15 protein-coding genes and 5 pseudogenes are annotated in these 19,015 nt (G+C 43.5%); 16 read left to right on the top strand and 4 right to left on the bottom strand.

Annotation, left to right across the window (positions count from 1 at the left end; translation table 11 throughout):
- Positions 1–19: 19 nt before the first annotated feature.
- From BJP58_RS03015 to BJP58_RS02985, 7 genes and pseudogenes are all read left to right on the top strand, one after another.
- Complete coding sequence (locus tag BJP58_RS03015) at positions 20–922, top strand: diacylglycerol/lipid kinase family protein (protein WP_194542734.1); 903 nt, start codon at positions 20–22, stop codon at positions 920–922.
- Between the two features lie 583 nt (positions 923–1,505).
- The gene (locus BJP58_RS03010; RefSeq protein WP_194542733.1) at positions 1,506–2,396 is read left to right on the top strand and encodes a TetR/AcrR family transcriptional regulator; all 891 of its coding nucleotides are present in this window, start codon (positions 1,506–1,508) and stop codon (positions 2,394–2,396) included.
- A 218-nt stretch (positions 2,397–2,614) separates the two neighbouring features.
- The gene (locus BJP58_RS03005; RefSeq protein WP_194542732.1) at positions 2,615–3,835 is read left to right on the top strand and encodes a cytochrome P450 family protein; all 1,221 of its coding nucleotides are present in this window, start codon (positions 2,615–2,617) and stop codon (positions 3,833–3,835) included.
- A gap of 40 nt (positions 3,836–3,875) precedes the next feature.
- The gene (locus BJP58_RS03000) at positions 3,876–5,108 is read left to right on the top strand and encodes a cytochrome P450 (RefSeq protein ID WP_194542731.1); all 1,233 of its coding nucleotides are present in this window, start codon (positions 3,876–3,878) and stop codon (positions 5,106–5,108) included.
- An 84-nt stretch (positions 5,109–5,192) separates the two neighbouring features.
- Positions 5,193–6,188, top strand: coding sequence for an NAD(P)/FAD-dependent oxidoreductase (locus BJP58_RS02995; RefSeq protein WP_233354933.1), 996 nt, complete (start codon positions 5,193–5,195; stop codon positions 6,186–6,188).
- Between the two features lie 20 nt (positions 6,189–6,208).
- A complete protein-coding gene (locus BJP58_RS02990; RefSeq protein ID WP_194542729.1) occupies positions 6,209–6,445 on the top strand; it encodes a ferredoxin in 237 nt (78 codons plus the stop codon).
- A 26-nt stretch (positions 6,446–6,471) separates the two neighbouring features.
- A pseudogene (locus tag BJP58_RS02985) lies at positions 6,472–7,563 on the top strand (DHA2 family efflux MFS transporter permease subunit); the annotation flags it as partial.
- 99 nt (positions 7,564–7,662) lie between these two features.
- On the opposite strand, the pseudogene BJP58_RS02980 reads toward BJP58_RS02985, so the two are convergent.
- A pseudogene (locus BJP58_RS02980) lies at positions 7,663–8,313 on the bottom strand (SDR family oxidoreductase); the annotation flags it as partial.
- Between the two features lie 92 nt (positions 8,314–8,405).
- On the opposite strand from BJP58_RS02980, the pseudogene BJP58_RS33475 reads away from it, so the two are divergent.
- The 3 genes and pseudogenes from BJP58_RS33475 to BJP58_RS34085 form a co-directional block, all read left to right on the top strand.
- Positions 8,406–8,525: pseudogene (locus tag BJP58_RS33475) on the top strand (TetR-like C-terminal domain-containing protein); the annotation flags it as partial.
- 284 nt (positions 8,526–8,809) lie between these two features.
- On the top strand, positions 8,810–9,439 hold the full coding sequence (locus BJP58_RS02975; RefSeq protein ID WP_194542728.1) for a TetR/AcrR family transcriptional regulator: 630 nt from the start codon (positions 8,810–8,812) through the stop codon (positions 9,437–9,439).
- A complete protein-coding gene (locus BJP58_RS34085) occupies positions 9,381–9,641 on the top strand; it encodes a hypothetical protein (RefSeq protein ID WP_442953948.1) in 261 nt (86 codons plus the stop codon). Before BJP58_RS02975 ends, BJP58_RS34085 begins: the two co-directional genes overlap by 59 nt.
- A 952-nt stretch (positions 9,642–10,593) precedes the next feature.
- On the opposite strand, the gene BJP58_RS02970 is transcribed toward BJP58_RS34085, so the two are convergent.
- A complete protein-coding gene (locus tag BJP58_RS02970; RefSeq protein WP_194542727.1) occupies positions 10,594–11,349 on the bottom strand; it encodes a class I SAM-dependent methyltransferase in 756 nt (251 codons plus the stop codon).
- A gap of 150 nt (positions 11,350–11,499) precedes the next feature.
- On the opposite strand from BJP58_RS02970, the gene BJP58_RS02965 reads away from it, so the two are divergent.
- From BJP58_RS02965 to BJP58_RS02945, 5 genes are read left to right on the top strand one after another with little or no spacing between them, the layout of a single operon-like run.
- Entirely contained in the window at positions 11,500–13,095 is a 1,596-nt protein-coding gene (locus tag BJP58_RS02965; RefSeq protein WP_194542726.1) for an ABC transporter substrate-binding protein, read from the top strand.
- Complete coding sequence (locus BJP58_RS02960; protein ID WP_336245440.1) at positions 13,095–14,042, top strand: ABC transporter permease; 948 nt, start codon at positions 13,095–13,097, stop codon at positions 14,040–14,042. The genes BJP58_RS02965 and BJP58_RS02960 overlap by 1 nt, the downstream gene beginning before the upstream one ends.
- A gap of 14 nt (positions 14,043–14,056) precedes the next feature.
- A complete protein-coding gene (locus BJP58_RS02955) occupies positions 14,057–14,842 on the top strand; it encodes an ABC transporter permease (RefSeq protein WP_194542724.1) in 786 nt (261 codons plus the stop codon).
- A complete protein-coding gene (locus tag BJP58_RS02950; protein WP_194542723.1) occupies positions 14,843–15,646 on the top strand; it encodes an ABC transporter ATP-binding protein in 804 nt (267 codons plus the stop codon).
- Positions 15,639–16,439: an ABC transporter ATP-binding protein gene (locus tag BJP58_RS02945; RefSeq protein ID WP_194542722.1), complete on the top strand. Its 801-nt coding sequence runs from the start codon at positions 15,639–15,641 to the stop codon at positions 16,437–16,439. The genes BJP58_RS02950 and BJP58_RS02945 overlap by 8 nt, the downstream gene beginning before the upstream one ends.
- A 146-nt stretch (positions 16,440–16,585) precedes the next feature.
- Here BJP58_RS02945 and BJP58_RS33470 read toward each other — a convergent pair.
- A pseudogene (locus tag BJP58_RS33470) lies at positions 16,586–17,309 on the bottom strand (IS110 family transposase); the annotation flags it as partial.
- A gap of 41 nt (positions 17,310–17,350) precedes the next feature.
- Here BJP58_RS33470 and tnpA point away from each other — a divergent pair.
- A pseudogene (tnpA, locus tag BJP58_RS02935) lies at positions 17,351–17,665 on the top strand (IS200/IS605 family transposase); the annotation flags it as partial.
- 299 nt (positions 17,666–17,964) lie between these two features.
- On the opposite strand, the gene BJP58_RS02930 reads toward tnpA, so the two are convergent.
- Positions 17,965–18,678 carry a DUF421 domain-containing protein gene (locus BJP58_RS02930; RefSeq protein WP_194542720.1) on the bottom strand — a complete coding sequence of 238 codons (714 nt, stop codon included), beginning with the start codon at positions 18,676–18,678 and terminating at the stop codon, positions 17,965–17,967.
- Positions 18,679–19,015: the final 337 nt, after the last annotated feature.

Genomic DNA, 19,015 nt, shown 5'->3' with positions numbered 1-19,015 from the left:
GAGAGGGAGCATTCCAGTGATGAAACCAAAAATGATTGTAAACCCCGTTTCAGGGCAGCATACAGCATATAAAACGAAGGCTTCAGTTATAGAGTATATGAAAAAGAAATACGCTTTAAATGATAATGATATCTTCTACACAAGTAAGGAGAATAATGATTTAGGAACTTCATTTTTTGAAGATTGTGATTCACTGGTTGTTGCAGGTGGTGACGGAACCCTGCATTACGCCATTAACACCATTAAAAATCTAGGTCTAGACTTACCTCTAGCTTACCTACCGACAGGTACAGTCAATGATTTTGGAAATGCTTTGAAATTACCACGATCATATGAAGGTTTCACTAGAATGCTCGAAAAAGGAATGACCAAGAAGATAGATATCGGGTTGGCTGGAAATGAGTATTTTCATTACGTTTTGGCTGGTGGTGCAATGAATTCAATCAGTTACACCACCAACCAAACCCTAAAAAAAGTTATAGGGGATAAGGCTTATTATTTGTCCGCTTTACCTATACTTCCCAAAATATTATCGGGAACACATATTAAAATTGAATGTGATCATTTAGAACAAGAACATGATGCACTTCTTTACTTAGTATCAAAATCAGCGATTATTGGCGGAATTGAGGGCATTATTCCGGATGCTAAGATGGATGACGGTCAACTTCATGTACTTGTAATTCAAAAAAAATCATTGTTTAATACCTTTCAACTTCTTTTAGATATAAAAAATGGAACCCATCTTGACCGCTCAGATGTCTTGTATTTTAAGACAAAACGTTTAAGAATTACTCAATATGGTGATAACATAGCAAAAGTGGGGATTGACGGTGAGATGCACACTACTGGGCTAATGGACATTGAAGTTATCCCGCGCGGATTAACTATGTTAGTCCCGTGCAGTTCGGATGTGGCGTAGATGAGCAGAGGTAATACTAACGAGTACTATATTTAATATTGTACTCGACCTAGAAAGTTCTGAATGGATAAAGGGTAGCTGTAACATGAACAGGTGAAATTTCTGCATAGTGAATTAGAATGTTGAACTTCTAGAGGAATTTATCCCTCATTAAGCTAGCGGGCAGGTTAGTGGAATAAGAAGGTTTTAAAAATAGGGTGCTCGAGAGTTTTGATTACGGATAATCATTGGTTAACAACATGCCAATTAATTGCTCGTGAACATCAGCTTCCATTTCTATGAACATCCAGCAGATTCCAGCACATAGTCCTTGAATTTGCCAGAAACATTTTGGGACTTTCTGAAGCGGATCATGCGGAAGAAAATCCTTCTGCCTCCGTGATGTTGGTTGCTCCTATTACATGCTCTGTGAGCGAAAAAACGCACACTTTCATACTCACACCGCGTTCAAAGGTGGCAACGATTTATGGTAAAGACGAAATCAATGAACAATACGGGATTTGCAATTAACGCTCTGCTTTTAATAAAATCGAAAATCTGAAAACATGTTAAAATAGAAACAAAAACATAGATGAGGGAAGACATGAGTAATCGTAAGCAGTTGCTTTTAGAATCGGCGCTGGCCCTATTTATCCAACACGGGTTAGCCAACACAACCATCCAGATGATTCTTGACCACTCCGGCGTATCTAAAGGGACCTTTTACAAATTTTTTAGTTCCAAGGAGGAATGCTTCCACGCCATCTTTGAGAAGCGGATGCAGGAAGATATAGAGATTCGCAAAAACTTGGAGTATCAGGATTATGCCTCCGATTTTGAACGACTCGTCGATCAAATTGCCATACCCATGACATTGCCGGATAAAGAGCGGGTTTGGGAGCTGTTTTGGACGGGCTTTTATTCCGGAGAGATTAATTCGACGTACTTGGCAAGCATGCAATTAAGATGGCTGTCCGAAAGGATCACGCAACTGTTTGGCGAAGACATCCGGCCATACGCCAGCGAAGGATCCATTCTCTGCTACGGCATGCTGCATCAAATCGCGAATATGTGGAGAAGCTTTCATTCCCAACAACCCGATTGGCATGAACTTGTACCGAAGGTATTGACTTATGTAGAGGTATTGCTTCGTACAATGCACGAAAGAAATGAGCATATCTTTGATTTCAGAACGCTGTCGATGATCCACGATAGCGCAGGCGCAAGTGAGGCAAGCTTAAATCGGGAAGTCATCATCGAGGAGCTTCAAGATTTTAACAGAATGGTTGAAAAGTCAAAAGAATCCATAACGTTAAAGGAACTTACCAAAGGTATTCTTGAACTATTTCATGTTGGAGATAAGTTGAACGTCACCATGATTGAAGTGGCATTGCATGCGCTTCATAAGGAGTCCGCTGGAAGTAAATTCAGCAGGGAGGGGCAAAGAATTACCCGGTCTTGCTGGTGGTATTTGGAACAATTGAAAACAAGTTAGTTCTATGATCACGGCTCGGCGCTCATGCCAAGCCGTTTTTTGTCGATTGTTTTGTCGACCGGCAAAAAAATGAACTAGTCGTGTAGTATAGAAGTCTTTATTGATCATGTATTTTATAATAGTAATATTGTTGGATTACTAAAATTATACTAATGGTATAAAATTAGTCGAGGACATTTCTTGTGAAAATGTTCAAGTAATTAAAGGAGGGACAAGTGGTGTCAGCAAACGAGCAGCAGAATGCCGTTTCATCAAAAGTCGATTTTTTAGACGCAGCGTTTATTCGGAATCCCTATCCCGTTTATGCCGAAGCACGCAAACAAGACCCTGTCACCCGTATTTTATTGCCAAATGGCGAATTCGCTTGGGTAGTTACGACGTTTGAAGATGTTACAGCCGTTTTAACGGATGCACGTTTTGCTACCAGCCTATCGCATGAAAAAGCTTTATTAGAGGATGTTCCGCCTCATAAGGCGATTGTGTACCGCAATTTGAGTAGCGTGGATCCTGCCGATCATCGCAGACTAAGGAGACTGGTGCAGAAGGCCTTTACCCCGCGAATGGTTGAAGGTCTCCGGGGGCGAATCGAGGATATTGCGAGTGGACTGATCGACAGGATTGAGGAGAAGGGGGAAATGAAGCTTATCGACGACTTTGCGTTTCCCTTGCCGATCAATGTCATTTGCGAAATGCTCGGCGTTCCAAGCGAAGACCAAAACCTCTTCCGCGAATGGTCGGACACAATTATGGAAGGCGTTCATCATCCCGAGTTGGCGGAGAAAAGCGATCAGACCTTAATCGATTTTGTGGAGTATTTGAAACGACTGGTGGCGCGGAAGCGGAGCGACTTGCGCGACGATTTAATCAGCGAATTGATCCGCGTTGAAGATCAGGGAGATACGCTGACGGAACATGAACTGTACGCGATGGTGTTTGTCCTGATCGTGGCCGGCCATGAAACGACTGTGAATCTGATCGGGAACGGAATCCTTGCCCTTCTTGAGCATCCGGATCAGAAGGAATTGTTGCAGAACAACCCTGAACTTATCCGCAGCGCCATCGAAGAAATTTTGCGCTATGACGGACCGGTTGAAGTGACCAATGCAAGATGGGCCACGGAGGATCTGATTTTACAAGGAAAGCACATCAAGAAAGGCGATATGGTATTTACGGCTCTTTCTTCGGCGAACCGGGATCAACTTTTGTTTCCCGAACCGGATCGGTTTGATATCACGAGGGATGTCAATAACCATCTTGCCTTTGGCAAAGGGGTCCATTTCTGTTTGGGGGCTCCCCTTGCCCGTCTGGAAGGAGAAATTGCCATCAGTATGCTGTTGCGGCGATTGCCGAACCTTCGTTTGAAAACGGATCGTGGGAACATGGACTGGCGAAGAGGCATGATCATTCGTGGCCTAAAAGAAATACCGCTCTTGTTCTAATGTGACGGATTAAACAATAGCTGAGGAGGCATAGATTCCAATGAGTAAAGAAGTTATTGCCGTAGCCGATATTACGCGATTCCAATCGAGGGCGGAAGAGTTTTTTCCTGTTCATTGGTATAAGAAAATGCTGAACGAACATCCGGTTTATTATCATCCCGAGACGGATACTTGGAATGTTTTTCGCTATGAGGACGTCAAGACGGTGCTGAGCGATCATGAGTTTTTTTCTGCGGAAGGCACGAGGACGACGCTGATCGTTGGGGCCAATAACAGCGAAGGTGCAATCCCGGAGAAGGTAAGTATTTCCAGCATGGATCCGCCACGGCATCAAAAATACAGATCGCTGATATCGGCCGCCTTTACGCCGCGCAGCTTGAAAAATTGGGAGCCTAGGATTCAGCAAGTCGCGCAAGATCTCGTCAATGCGATGCCGGCAAACGGCGTGGTTGATATAACTCAGTCACTGGCAGGTCCGCTGCCTGCAATGGTTATGTCCAATTTGCTGGGAGTTCCGCAGGAAGATAGCCATCTATTTAAAAATTGGGTAGATATTCTGTTTCAACCCTACAGCATGGAAGAGCAGCAGGAGCTTCAGTCCAAAAAGGAGGCAGCTGCCCGGGATTATTTCCAATATCTCTATCCGATTGTCGTTCATAAGCGATCCCATCCTGACGAGGACATCATTTCGGATTTGCTCACGGTCGAGCTGGAAAATGAGCGGTTTACCGACGATGAAGTCGTTCGCACCACGATGCTTCTGTTGGGGGCGGGAATCGAAACGACAAGCCATATGCTCTCCAGCACGTTTTACTCGCTGTTATATGACGATGCGACGCTGTACGGACAATTAAGAGACAATCCTGGTCTTGTAACCAATGCAGTGGAAGAAATGCTCCGCTACCGGTTTCATATCTCGAAACGGCATCGCACGGTGAAACGGGACAACAATCTTCTAGGAGTCGATTTGAAAAAAGGGGATGTGGTCATTGCATGGATGAGCGCAGCGAATGTGGACGAAGACATATTTGAAGCCCCGTTCGAAATCAATATCCATCGCAAAAACAACAGGAAAAATCTTACCTTCGGAATCGGCCCCCATTTCTGTTTAGGAGCGCCATTGGCCAGATTGGAATTAAACACTGCGTTATCGGTCTTCCTGCAAAGATTCTCGCGTATTGATCCGGTTCCAGGCTTTGAACTGGAACACAATTTAGCAACATCCGCACCAGGTCAATCCCTTACTCACCTTCCCTTAAAAGTCATCGAGTGAAGAACAACGACAGTTTAACTATTCATTCTAAAAGGGAGTCGATTCGGATTGTTTTGCGAGGCTATGTTTAAAGGAGAGAAACCAATGGATGATATAACGGATCTTCTTGTCATCGGAGGGGGGCCGGTCGGCCTGTTCGCCTGCTTTTATGGGGGAATGCGAAAGGCTAGTCTTAAACTGATCGAGAGCATGCCGCAACTGGGGGGACAGTTATCGGCATTGTATCCCGAAAAATATATTTACGATGTAGCCGGCTTTCCGAAAGTAACGGCACAGGCGCTTGTTGAGCGCCTTATCGAGCAAATCAAGCCCTTTTCACAAGAAGTTTGCTTGGGTCAGAGAGTCCTAAGCGTAAAGAAACTGGGGGAGCAATTCTTTGAGGTTGTTACGGATCAGGAGATTCATTATGCGAAGTCCGTGATTCTGACGGCCGGGGCGGGCGCTTTTCAACCGCGACGGCTTGATCTGCCTAATGCGGCTCAATACGAGAATGAGAACCTCCATTATTTTGTCAATGATCTAGATCAATTCAAAGGGAAACGAGTGGTCATCAGCGGCGGCGGCGATTCGGCGGTCGATTGGGCCTTGATGCTGGAACCTGTGGCCGAGAAGGTGACGATTGTCCATCGCCGGGATAAATTCCGTGCGCATGAGCATAGCGTGGAGCAGCTAAGACATTCAAGCGTGGACATTCGCACACCATGGGAAATCGTTTCTTTGACCGGGAATGGTCGCATTCGTCAGATTCAGCTGGGGCATTGCGTTACCGGCACCATCGAAGATATTGAGGTCGATGAGGTACTGGTTAATTTCGGTTTCGTTTCATCGCTCGGCCCAATTTTGGAATGGGGGCTCGCGATCGAACAGAACAGTATATTGGTAGATAGCCGCATGCATACGAATATCCCGGGTATTTTTGCCGCCGGGGATATTTCGAAATATGCGGGCAAGGTGAGGTTGATCGCCGTCGGTTTCGGCGAAGCCGCGACGGCAATCAACAACGCAATGACCTATATCGATCCGAATGCCAAATTATCGCCGGGGCATAGCAGCCATTTGAAGATTCCGCAAAATTCTTGAATAGGGAGGTGTGCGTAGAGATGGCCAAGTATGCGCTGGTTGAAAAGGCCACCTGCATCGCATGTGGCGCATGCGGAGAGGCAGCGCCGGACATTTTCGACTTTAATACGGACGGGTTTGCCGAAGTTGTATTTGACGGTGACGGAAACAGAGGGGCAACCGCCATTGAGAAAGTAGAGCTCATCCAAGATCTGATCGATGCGCAAGACGGATGCCCGACGGATTCGATCAAAGTCAGTGATCAACCCTTCTGTTAGAGAATCATGATCAGTCTGAAGATTCTCTGCTAGTAAACGGGGGATTGATTTCAATCTCCGCTTTTTTAATGAAGCGATTTACTACTCATCAGCTGTTTCAAAGCTCGATGATCCTGTTCCTGGCGGGTACCCTGGTATCTGGTGTAGCTGCCAGTTTCCCGATATTGCTGACCGGCTGGGTGATTCAAGCAGCCGGAGCCGGCATTATTATGCCACTGCTCTTTAACGTCGTTCTAAAGTTATACCCGCCAGCGAAGATAGGCGCCATTATGGGGATGGTATCGTTCGCGATCCTGTTTGCTCCTGCAATCGTTCCTACCCTGGCTGGTTATATTCTGGATATATTTCCTTGGCAGGTTATGTTTTATGGTCTGCTTCCTCTTGTGGTCATTGTGAGCCTGAGCTGTCATTTTTATTTGAAAAATGTATCGGAACCATCCAAGGCAAAGGTGGATTTGAACAGCGCGCTGCTGTCAACCGTTGGTTTTGCTGGTGTCCTGTACGGCTTCAGCGCGGCCGGCAATAGCGGCTAGCTTAGTCTGGAAGTCATCATTACGCTGATGCTCAGCGTAATCAGCCTCGGCCTATTTGCTTGGCGACAGCTGGTTTCCGAAGATCCTTTTCTGGATCTGAGAACCTTTAAATATGGGACATTTGCCCTGACGAACATTATCAATATCGGGATAACCATTATCATGTATGCGGATATGATATTGCTGCCCCTGTATCTGCAGAATTCGAGGGGTTACACGGCAATGGAATCCGGATTGATGATGCTGCCCGGGGCCGTTTTGATGGGCTTGCTCAGTCCGGTAGCGGGAAAATCCTTTGACCGGTACGGGGCAAAGTGGATTACAATCATTGGTTTGTTCATCACGATAGTAACAACCATACCCTTCTCATTATTAACAGAGTCAACCAGCTATACATTTCTTCTTTTGATGTCAACCGGCCGGCGGATCGGAATGGCTCTTCTTATTACGCCAATTCAAACGGCTGGCTTAAATCAAGTACCGACCAGCCTTAGCGCACATGGTTCGGCGATTTGGAACACCATAAGGCAGGTTGCGGGAGCCGTCGGGACTTCTCTATTAGTAACCGTTATGGCCAACAGCTCCATATTTCTTTCCATCCTACTTAATTGTTACTCCAGATGATAATACAAATCTGGCGACACGACACATAATCTTTTGAGCAAAACGCTGAATTTAGGTAAATTAATGAATCTTTGGAGGTTCAGACTTCATCGTATCGTTAAGGTGGGTCACAAAAACACCTTCGTTCGGGCCGGGGTTATTTCGAAACATTTTTGCTTCTTCGACCAGAACTTCGTCTGTGTCCGTACCAAGTACCCTTATCGTCGCATCAATAAATGACGAAAGTGGCATCGCACGCGGTTCATCGTTGTTGCTTTGAACCCACGGTGGCACAATTTCTATCACTCTTACCGAAGTGTCCTTAAGCATGTATCTTTGGGACAGCGTATAGGTATGAAGCGCTGCCTTCGTTGCGGAATATATAGCAGTTGCGGCTAACGGTACAAAACCAAGGATCGAAGTCGTGTTGATGACAGTAGCTTCTTCTTTGGACTTCAAATGAACGATTAATGCAGAAGTCAACCGAATTGGGCCTAACAAGTTTGTCTCGACCGTCGAAATCAAAACATCCTCATCGATCACACCCGCCGCGTTATCGGGCTGTATGATGCCGGCGTTGTTAATCAAGACATTCAAGTCCGGGAATTCTTCGATTAGCTGCTTGGCAACCACCTCTATGCTGGCAGGATCTTGTACATTCAATTCCACTGCGGACATACCGGGATTCGCATTGATTGTCTCATCCAATCGCTCTTTACGTCGATCGAGATCTAATGCATAAACATTTTAGGTCCTATCGTTTTTCGGGAGTTTCAAAATTGTCGAATTAATAACTTTCAAGGATAAGCCTCCTCTTGAATTAATTAGAATGGTGGATTATCCGTTCGATGCCGTATCCGCCATCCGTCATGGTTGAACAATTTTGGAATTTGCTGAACGGAGTTGTGGAAGGACAAGAACATCGATCCATTGGAAGTCGCTAATTTGGCGGCTTCTTTTGTGTTTTCTTATGTTTGAGAATAGGAGGTGATAATTGATATGTCGTATTAGGTTATTTGTCTGGGGACAAGAACTTGTACCGATTGCCTTTAAGGACAAGAACTTAGTCCGATTACCGATTAGAAGAATATCTAAGTAATCCCAATGCTACTTCATTAAGCTAACGGGCAGGTTAGTTTTTATTAAGGGGTTCAAAAACCATTAAGATAATATTCATCTAAATAGTTTTTTGTTTGAATTTTTTGTACGATTGTACTAAAATAAAAACATGAGTAAAAAAAATAAACCAATTAACCAAAAGCAAATGTCATTCATCGAAAAAGCCCGTAGAGCTCAAATTGTGGAATGTGCGATTGAGACAATCGCAGAAGTAGGTTACACCAAAGCCTCTTTGGGAGAAATTGCAAAACGTGCGAAAATCAGTAAGGGGGTTATTTCTTATCACTTTGAAAATAAAGAGGAATTATTGGAGCAAGTAGCTATCGAATACTATATGGCTTGGCAATCATATATTGCTCCACGAGTAGAAGCTCAAAAATCTCCTAAAGAAATGCTTCGAGTGTATATTGAATCCAATCTTACATTCGTAGATGAAAATCGGCAGCATGTTTTCGCTGTTATTGAATTGCTTTCTAATAGGATAACTGCTAATGGTAAACTTCAGTTTGCAGCAGACCATGATGAAGCTGTTTTACTTCCAATTGAAAATATTCTGACCCTAGGGATGCAAGAAGGAATTTTCCGAGAATTTACCAAGCCATCGGCAAGGGTGATGGCGCTAACAATAAGAAATGCCATTGACGGGTTTACCATTGAATTAATGAGAAAGCCTCATTTAGATGTTCAGGAATATACGAGAGAACTGGTTACAATCTTCGATATATCAACTAAGAATTGATGTGTCACCAAGGAGGTTGCCAATGTTTTACTATGATGTACTTTGCTATAATTGTAAAAAAACATTCAGGGTATACGAAGGTTCACTAAAATATAAACAAGCTAAGGAAAGAAAGGTTAAGGTTTTTTGTTGCGAAGATTGTGCTGATAAAATACGCATTGAAGCAATTTTGAATTTTATGCGCGGGATTAATCGTTTTTAATTTTTGATTTTCTCAACGATTATCTTCAAATATTGCACTAAAACGTCGCGGCACAATTAAACCGAGTAACTCCGTCTTTACGAATTTTTCTTATGAGGGATTAAGCTAACGGGAAACATTAGTTGAATAAAGACAATAAGGCAGCCGGTCATTGTTATCGGCTGCCCTTGTTCAAGCAGTTTAGTTCCAATATGTGGTATTATCTGTTTATTAACTTAATGACCGCGTTACTTTAATATCAGTAGGGATGGGGGCGTGAAACATTAAACAGAAAAATTTTGTTGGATTGTTCACATCAATATTTCTCATTCTCTATGGTATATGGAAACTAAATAATTTTTTTGAACCAAAAGTTGGTCCAATAGGTAACGGTCTTAACCATATGGAAAAGCTGCTATCAGCGGCTTTTTTGTTTTGTCGTCAAGGACAAGAACATGAGCCGATTACCGATTAAATAAGTATCTAACTATGTACCCATGCAATCTCATTAAGCTAACGGGCAGGTTAGTTCAAAGAAAATCATATTCGTACGCTTTTAATGATAACAGTGGATTCACTTATCAGCCTGATAGATTTTGAAGGCGGATTGTTTGTCGTCACTCCCACACTTCATCGTATGTTGGAGCCGACAGGAGAAGCATTTTGGTTGAACATCGCAAATTGAATTAATGCAAGATGACAAGAACATACACGATTAAAAGCCGCGTAACAGCGGCTTTGTTTGTTTTAACGATATATGTTCTTGTCCAAACCCGACGACAAGAACATACATCGTTTGCCGAAAAAGACATGAACATATATGATTAACCGTGGTTGGTAAGGAACTCATTACAAATGTAGTTTTTAACATTTTATAATACGTGGCGGAGCAGGGTCGAAAGAAGAACCGAGTGCGTAAAGCTGATGCCCGCATAAACGAAGTTATAAAGTGTTCGAGGCTGCGAATGTTGAGTTATTTATTGGCAACGATCGCAAACATCGGTCTGTGTCGATTCAGAACTTGTTCACCTATATGATACAGTTCCACATCGAATCCTTGATGAATTTGGATTTGGGCAAAGCCAATTGAACGAAGCATTTCGCTGTCCCATTCAGGTCTTCTTACATAGCTCAATGGCAAAGTAAGCGCCAGTTGGTCTCCTTCTTCGACATCCTTCTCTTGGCGGTACGGCACGTACCCTTTTGCGGCAGCCTCCTCCTTGTCTTTTTGAAAAAGCTCTGCCTCCTTCGGATCAGTTAAAAATAAATTCCAATTCGCATCAAAAATAATAACCTGGCCTCCGTCATTAAGCATTCCATGCCAATTTTGATATGTAGCTACAGGATTGTACAGGAACCAGGTCACATTTCGTGAAATGATGATATCATATTTTTCTTCTGTCTTATATTCTATAATATCTGTCTCAATAACCTGGACACTGCAATTATATTTATGGGCGTTTTGATTAGCCTTTGCCACCATCTCCGGAGAAGAATCAATAGCAGTAACCTGATGCCCCATCTGGCTGAGCAGAACCGCAAAGAAACCAGGCCCCGTACCTACATCGAGCACTTTTAAATTACTTTTCCCGGACAAAAAATGACTCAGAATTCCCTTCCATTGATCATATCGGTTGGACGTAAATTCGGCATCCACAATTTCATCATAGACAGCTGCTCCTTTGTCCCAATAATCCCGATATTGTTGTACAAGTTTATGCTTACTCACTAACATCGACTCCTTGTTATATAAAAAATTCCTTGCTAAACGTAATGATTACGATTAATAATATACAAAGATTGTTCATCTAGCAAGTATTCATGAGAATAACAGCTATGCAATCATAAACAGCTTAAAAGAGGAATAGGAGGAGTAGGGATGTTTGGAAGATCTGGATTTGGAGTAATTGCTGTTGTCTTATTGTTGTTCGTTATGGGGTGTTCACAACATGTGAGCTCACCCTCTGCAGCAGAGGAGGACAAAAACATTGTGGTCGCAGTCACGCAGGATACTGAAGCAGACAAGCTTGACGCCTCGACTTACAATGGTTCCAGACATACGCATGCGGCTATATATGATGCCCTTGTAGACTATAAAGGAAAAGGTGAATTTGCGCCCAGCCTGGCGGAGTCATGGGAGATATCTGATGATGGCAGGACTTATATTTTACATCTGCAAAATCAGGTCATGTTCTCGGATGGCAGTCCACTGAATTCAGCAGCCGTGAAGTTTTCTTTAGAAAGAGCGGTAAGCAGGGAAGAGAATGCTTCGCTTGAAATATCCCGTTTATTGCAAAAAGTTGAAGCACCTGATGATCAAACAGTCGTACTTTCCTTTAAGGATACAGCAACGCAAGTGTTGTACGAGCTTAGTCAGGCAAGACCATATCGAATTATGGGTCCGAACTCGGTAACCCCTAAGGGAGATGTGAATGGTACTTTTCAAAAAGCGATCGGAACGGGTGCCTGGGAAATAGGAGAGTATCAACCAGGGATTCAGACTGTTCTAATCCCGAATGATCATTATTGGTTAGAACAACCATCCGACTATTCACTTGTTTTCAAAGTCATTACAGATCCTCAGGCGAGGGTAATGGCATTGCAATCTGGAGAGGTGGATCTTGCGGGTGGGGAACTTGGAAATATCCCCATGGAAAGTCTCCCTGTATTTCAGAACAACGACAACTACGTAATCGAAACCGGAAGCAGTACAATGTCCTACTTTATGGTTATCAACCAACACAATACTTCTCTAGCTGATAAGAATATCCGCCAAGCTATCAATTATGGCAATGATACGAGAAAGTATGCAGGTGGTAGCGGGGAGCCAGTCAGAGGATTGTTCCAAGAGAAGGTTGCATTTATATCCGACAGTAATCAGCCTTCCTATCCGTATAATCCCGAAAAAGCCAAACAGCTGATTGAAGCGTCGGGCTACCAATGGAATAAGAACAAGCAGCTCTATGAAAAAGATGGACGAGTATTGCAACTTCGTCTGGTCATTCAATCAGAGGAATATCCGGAATGGAAAGAGATGGCTGAAATTTTTCAAGACAACATGAAACAGATCGGCATTCAAATCCATATTGTGAATCAGGAACGAGCAGCTTACTACGATACCCTGTGGAGTACGAAGGAATATGATCTGCTTATGTATCGGACATACACTGATGCTCAATTACCTTATCGATTCCTGTCCTCCTTATTCTATGATTCGCCATTCTCACCGGGAGTTGCGTATCAGGACAAGCCTTTATCCGATTTGCTGGATCAAATCGCGGCTACGGTTTCCACTCAGCAGCAGCAAAAGCTGTTCAATCAGGTGTTCCTCCGTATGCATGAGGAAGCCATGTCTGTTCCGATATACTACCCCAAGCAAACCTTTGTTCATTCAAGCCAAGTGGTTGATTTTAGGTTCAATGCTATTGAGGACGACCCGTTGAAGTGGCATTACCTGAAGAAAGAAGCGAAGTAATGCTCCGCTCTATGATTCATCGTCTGTTCATGTTGATAGTCACGTTTGTTTTATTTTCCTTGTTTGTTTTTACATTAATGCGTTTGGCGCCGGGTGATCCGGCGTCGATGCTGCTACTGGAAATCGGAGCCGTACCGGAGCAATCCATCGTAGCTGATTTACAGAAACAATGGGGACTGGATCAATCGTTCATTCAGCAATATTTAGCATGGGCACATCACGTATTTCAAGGAGAGTTAGGGCATTCCTTTTCTTCCGGAGAACCCGTATTAAGTGAAATGATTGAACGTTTAGGCTCAACGTCGAAACTCATTGCAAGCTCTTTTTTATTAACCCTCTTCATATCCATACCGATTGGAATCTGGATGGGATTGAATGAAGGCACAATGGCAGATCGAGTGGTTTATTCAATGACCATTTTGGGGTTGTCGATCCCTTTATATTGGCTTGCTATTCTTCTTATGTATGCCTTAGGGGTGATATGGCCCGTCCTGCCTGTTGTAGGCAGTTCGACCACACGGCATTATATTTTGCCGGTAACAGCCATGACGCTGGTGCAAAGTGTTTACTTTATTCGGATGGTTCGATCCTATACGATCCAGTACAGCAAGTTCTCGTACATTGAGGCTGCAAAAGCTAGGGGATTGCGGCCGAGCATCTTTTATCCGTCTTATTTACTGCGCTCCATGTTCATCCCAATCCTGACATTAATCACGACGAGTCTACCCAGCTTTTTTGGGGCTTCGATTATCACCGAGACGATTTTCAGTTTTCCGGGATTCAGTAAATACATGCTTGAAGCTATTTTTCGCCGTGATTTTCCAGTCATTCAAGGGAGCGCACTCTTCGTGGCAGCATTTATTTTTGTTTTTAATTTTATGACCGACCTGTTGTATTTCCTTGCGGACCCGCGTGTTCATCTTGACAAACAGAGGTGGGAAGTTTGATCAGTATCATCCGAGTGAATAAACTGCCAACGGCAGCGTTGTTATATATCATCCTACTTATTATTACAGGACTTGCGGCCCCGTGGATTTCACCTTATGATCCGTTCGATACGAATCATCAACAGAAGCTTCTTCCTCCCAGCGTTGCTCATCCATTTGGAACGGATTATTTGGGAAGAGACCTGTTAAGCCGGGTCATACACGGGATTAGTGAATCGGTATTTCCTGTTTTTATTGTACTTAGTGTTGTGATGTTGATTGGTCTTCTGGTGGGGACATGGAGTGCTTTTTTGGGGAACAAGCTGGACATGCTTATGATGAGCCTAACCGACATTTTCACAGCATTACCGAGTATGCTACTTACCATTGTGGTCGTTGGCTTCCTTGGCTTTGGCATGGAAAATGTATATTTTGCGGTGATCCTCTCCTGGTGGGCCAAGTACGTACGAATCATCAGAGGGCTAATTCATGATGTGAAAAAGGAACCTTATATTACCGCCAGCAGGGTAAGCGGGGCATTTGGACTTAGAATAATAACCAGACATATGATTCCGAATATCACGCCTCAGATTGGAACGATGCTCATTCTGGACGTGAGTAAGGTGATCCTGACTTTATCCGGTTTATCCTTTTTGGGTATTGGTGCACAGCCTCCTTCTCCAGAATGGGGTGTCATGCTATTGGACGGAAAGAATTATTTGCAGGTCGCCCCATGGATGGGCTTCTTTCCAGGCTTTATGATATTTCTGACTGCTGCTTCGTTCCAAATTATAGGTGAGCGACTGAGGAGGGAACGCTAGATGACGACTTTGCTCGAAGTCAAAAATCTAAATATCAGAAATAAGGAAGGTCAATCGCTTGTGCATGATAGCAGCTTTTCTCTGGACACTGGGAAAACATATGCATTGATTGGAGAAAGCGGCAGCGGTAAAACGCTGACAAGTAAGGCTATCTTGGGTATGCTGCCTGCTCATCTGCACATGTCAGGTGACATCGTGTTACAGGGTGAACATCTGCAGCAATTATCAAAGAAGCGCTGGCGCAGCATCAGAGGGGGCCAGATCGGTGTCATCTTCCAGCATCCGGAACAGGCCGTGCATCCATCGATTCCGATTGGTAGGCAATTCGTTGATCTGATGCGCAGTCACTTGCCTGTTTCAAGATATGAGGCTGAGAAGCAAGCAAAAAAAATGTTGTCCCAAGTTCTCTTAAAGGACACGTCCCATGTGATGAGCAGTTATGCTCATGAGTTAAGCGGTGGAATGAATCAACGAGTCATGATTGCGATGGCGCTTCTGTTAAAGCCGAAAATCCTGATAGCCGACGAGCCAACGAGTGCACTTGATGTCAAAACACAGGCTGAGATCATATTCCTTTTGAAAGAGCTCATCCTGGACACGGATATGAGCATGTTGTTTATTACCCACGACATACTTATATCCGGCTATCTTGCGGACACGATTGGTGTTATGCGGGAAGGGAAAATAATAGAGCAGGGCAGTAAGGAGAACATTTTAAGCGCACCTGAACATAAATACACCCAAGAGTTATGCAGGCATTGCTCTCAAAGGTTGCTTGGAAAAGGAGAGATATCTTATGCTTGAAATCCAGCGACTGTATAAGGAAATTCACGGAAGACCCATTCTGGAAGATATTCATTTTGAAATAGAAGATGGAGGATCTCTGGCCATTGTGGGGGAGAGTGGTAGTGGTAAATCCACGCTTGCCCAGCTTATCATGGCTTTAAAACAACCAACCTCCGGCCATATTTTCTTTGACGGGCGGCCCTTGCCCAACAAAGGAATATTATCATATAGAGAATGGTATCGCGATATACAGATTGTTTTTCAGAATACTGGCTCCACATTAAATCCCGCAATGAGCTTGTTTCAGTGCCTGGAAGAACCTTTAATTAATTTTACCCGTTATAATAGAGCCGAGCGCAAGCATAAAGTCCTTGAATATTGGGGAAAAGTAGGCCTGAATGAGAACCTTCTTCGAAATCGCCCCGGAAAACTGAGTGGTGGGCAGTATCAAAGAGCTTGTCTCGCCAAAGCTTTGTTAACTCGTCCCAAACTGTTAATCTGTGACGAAATGGTCTCCAACCTCGACGTCTTATTACAACAGCAGATGATTGAGCTGCTCATATCCATTCAGAAGGAACAAGGCTTAACTCTTCTGTTCATTACTCATGACCTCACGCTGTTACCAGGACTATGTTCGAATATTATGGTTTTGAAAGAGGGAAAACAGGTTGAACTTTTCAGTACTTCTGCGCTCTATGACGAAGCAGAGAGGGATCCATATACCGTTACGTTATTAAACTCAAGTAAGATGTTTGAAACAGCATGGACGAATAGGTCGATGGAATGGAATTTGAAGTTACAAGAGACTTAATTTCGTTGAGCTATGGTTTGCAGTAAAGAAAACAACTCTTTGGTGTGATTGTCTAAAAACATCTTCTTTGATCATATTCAAGTTGCAATAAATAACCTTCTCTGTACATGCTGGAAGGCTATACTTCCGGATGAAAAATGTGTTAACTAATCTAAATCGACAAACCTTTCTTGCTTCACTAGAAGGGCTTGAATCCAGTGAAGGAGCTTGTTGACGCAGGCAACGAGGGCAACCGGGTAAGGCTTTCCGGTTTCGCGTTTCTTATCGTAATATTCACGTAACCTCTTGTTTTCCGGTCTTTTTTAGTCCCCATAGTACAGCGAGATATAGGGCATGACGCAGCTTCTTAGACCCGCGTTTGGCAATGCGATTGGTTGTCGCTGTGAACTTACCAGCTTACCAGAAGAGTAGACGCTAGGGTCAATTCCTGAGAAAGCTATTAGCGCAGCAACGAAACTTTTGAATAAAGGTCACCGAAAACACCTCTATAATCCGGAAAGACTTGATCTAGAACGGCCTGAAACTGAAGCTTAACCTGTACATACATTTGTGTGAGCAAGTCAAACTGACGCATTAGATGCCTAAGAATTAGTAGTTGAACCCCTCGTTGCATATGGTCTTCAAATTCAGCTTTGTAGTACAGCTTGCAGTGCCGATAGGCATCGACTGCATCTGTTTTCACTTTCTGTAGACTTGACTTTTTGGCTTGATGTGAAATGAGAGGATTCACAACTAAGAATAGGATACCGTGTTCTTCTAGAACTGAATTACAGCTTGATGGTAATGTCCTGTCGATTCCAGAATCACAACTGGGGCTTTGCCTGCTGTATCCTGTGCAGTTGAAACGATATCTAACAGTTGGCTAAGACCAGACCTGGACGGGAATTGTCGAGGGACAAGAACATGGTACCCCACTCAAAATTTCAGTATCATCCTTCATGGGATATCTGAAGGGGAGAAGTGCGCTAATGATCTTTGAGAAGCATACGCAATTAAAGTATAAATATGGGAATCCAAAATTTTGGACAGAGGGATATTATGTCAGCACAGTGGGTTTGAACGAAGCAAGCGTAGCAAAATACATTCGTGAAAAAGAAGCACATGACCAAGCGATAGATAAACGGAGTGTAAAAGAGTATGAAGATCCATTCAGCAACATTTGGAGCAAAAAGAAGCATCGTAAGCTTGAAGGTTATAGATGGGGGCTAGTCCCTTTTTTGGGCTAAGGACGTCAAAATAGGATGCAAAATGATCAAAGCAAGAGCTGAAACCCTCCCTATTACTTGATCCCGTAATGGATCTGGATGCACTCAAGCAGGGAATATACACTTGCCGGACAGCGAAAAGAGCTTGTACCCTTTCGCTTCTAGAATTATACTGGCTAGACTTGGAGCTCAATTAACAACAGAAGAGCTACCTGTTAAAGAGAAGATGGTTATTTCGTTCTGGAAGAGATGCAAGGTCCGATTCGAATCGTGGACATGGGGGAGCCATACCGAAATAATAAAGCAACTCAATAGATAGCTCAGTGCTGAATTGGAGGAATGTTATTTGAAGATGGTTGAGAAACCCGCAATTCAAGGTTCTCATCTATTGATGCGTAAAATATTTCCTCCTTTTTGATTCCTTTGGCACGCAGACGATCTTCCAGCCAAGCTTTATCCTTGTTAAGGTACGACAATACTTTTTCGGAAATAGTTCCATCAAGGATCAAGGGGTACGCTATGCCCTTAGGGGGTATCGACAGTCCCAGATCCTCCACGGTTACAGCCGTTTTCATGGGGTTCTTGTAAACCGTCAACTTGCCGTTTGCCTCTAATACAGCAAGCTCGACCTCGTCCAAATGAAATATGTCTTTTTCGCGCAGCATCTGAAGGATGTTGTCAATGGAATAACGGACTTTACGAAGATTTTGAACGAGTAAGTTTCCATTCGAAACAACTACCGTTGGTTCAAAGGTAATCAATTTTCCGAATTTCCTATATTTTATTGCCAATATGGAGACGATTCTCTGAATGAATCCGATTAAGATGATCGCAAAGCCCGTATGAATATGCTCAATCTTTGGATCGGCAATATCAGCACCAACAACGGCACCTAAGGCAATAACAACCAGAAAATCAAAAACGGGCAGCTCTCCGATCGATCTTTTTCCCATGAAAAGTGCTATCGCCAGCAGTAGGGGAAAGATGGTTACAATTCGTCCTGTAACTAGAAGAAGATCTTTAACTAATTCCAACGGTGCTCAACCTGCCTTTTAGATTTGATTTCTGACGCCTATAAACAGCTTAATACTACTATATCCAATAGGGATGACAGATAAACTGTGGTCTGTGCTGTGCGATCTCGATTTTTCTGTTACTTACTGAATTGTGTAGTGAAAAGGAAAATTCCATGAGGCAACGTTTCGAAAACGAATGGTTGGTTAAAGTGACATCGGGCAGCTCGCCACGAAATCGAGAGCAACGACGACATGGCCGGAAAACGTAATAAGCTACAGCGACCACGGTATAAGCCGAAACAGCAGGATAAATGTAAGAGGTGCGAGTGGGGTAAATGGACAGGCACGAAGCAGT

Origin of the sequence: Paenibacillus sp. JZ16 (genome assembly GCF_015326965.1) — a bacterium.
Lineage (GTDB): Bacteria > Bacillota > Bacilli > Paenibacillales > Paenibacillaceae > Paenibacillus_AQ.
Note: the sequence above shows the minus strand (reverse complement) of the source record. Positions and strands in the feature narration are given on the sequence as shown.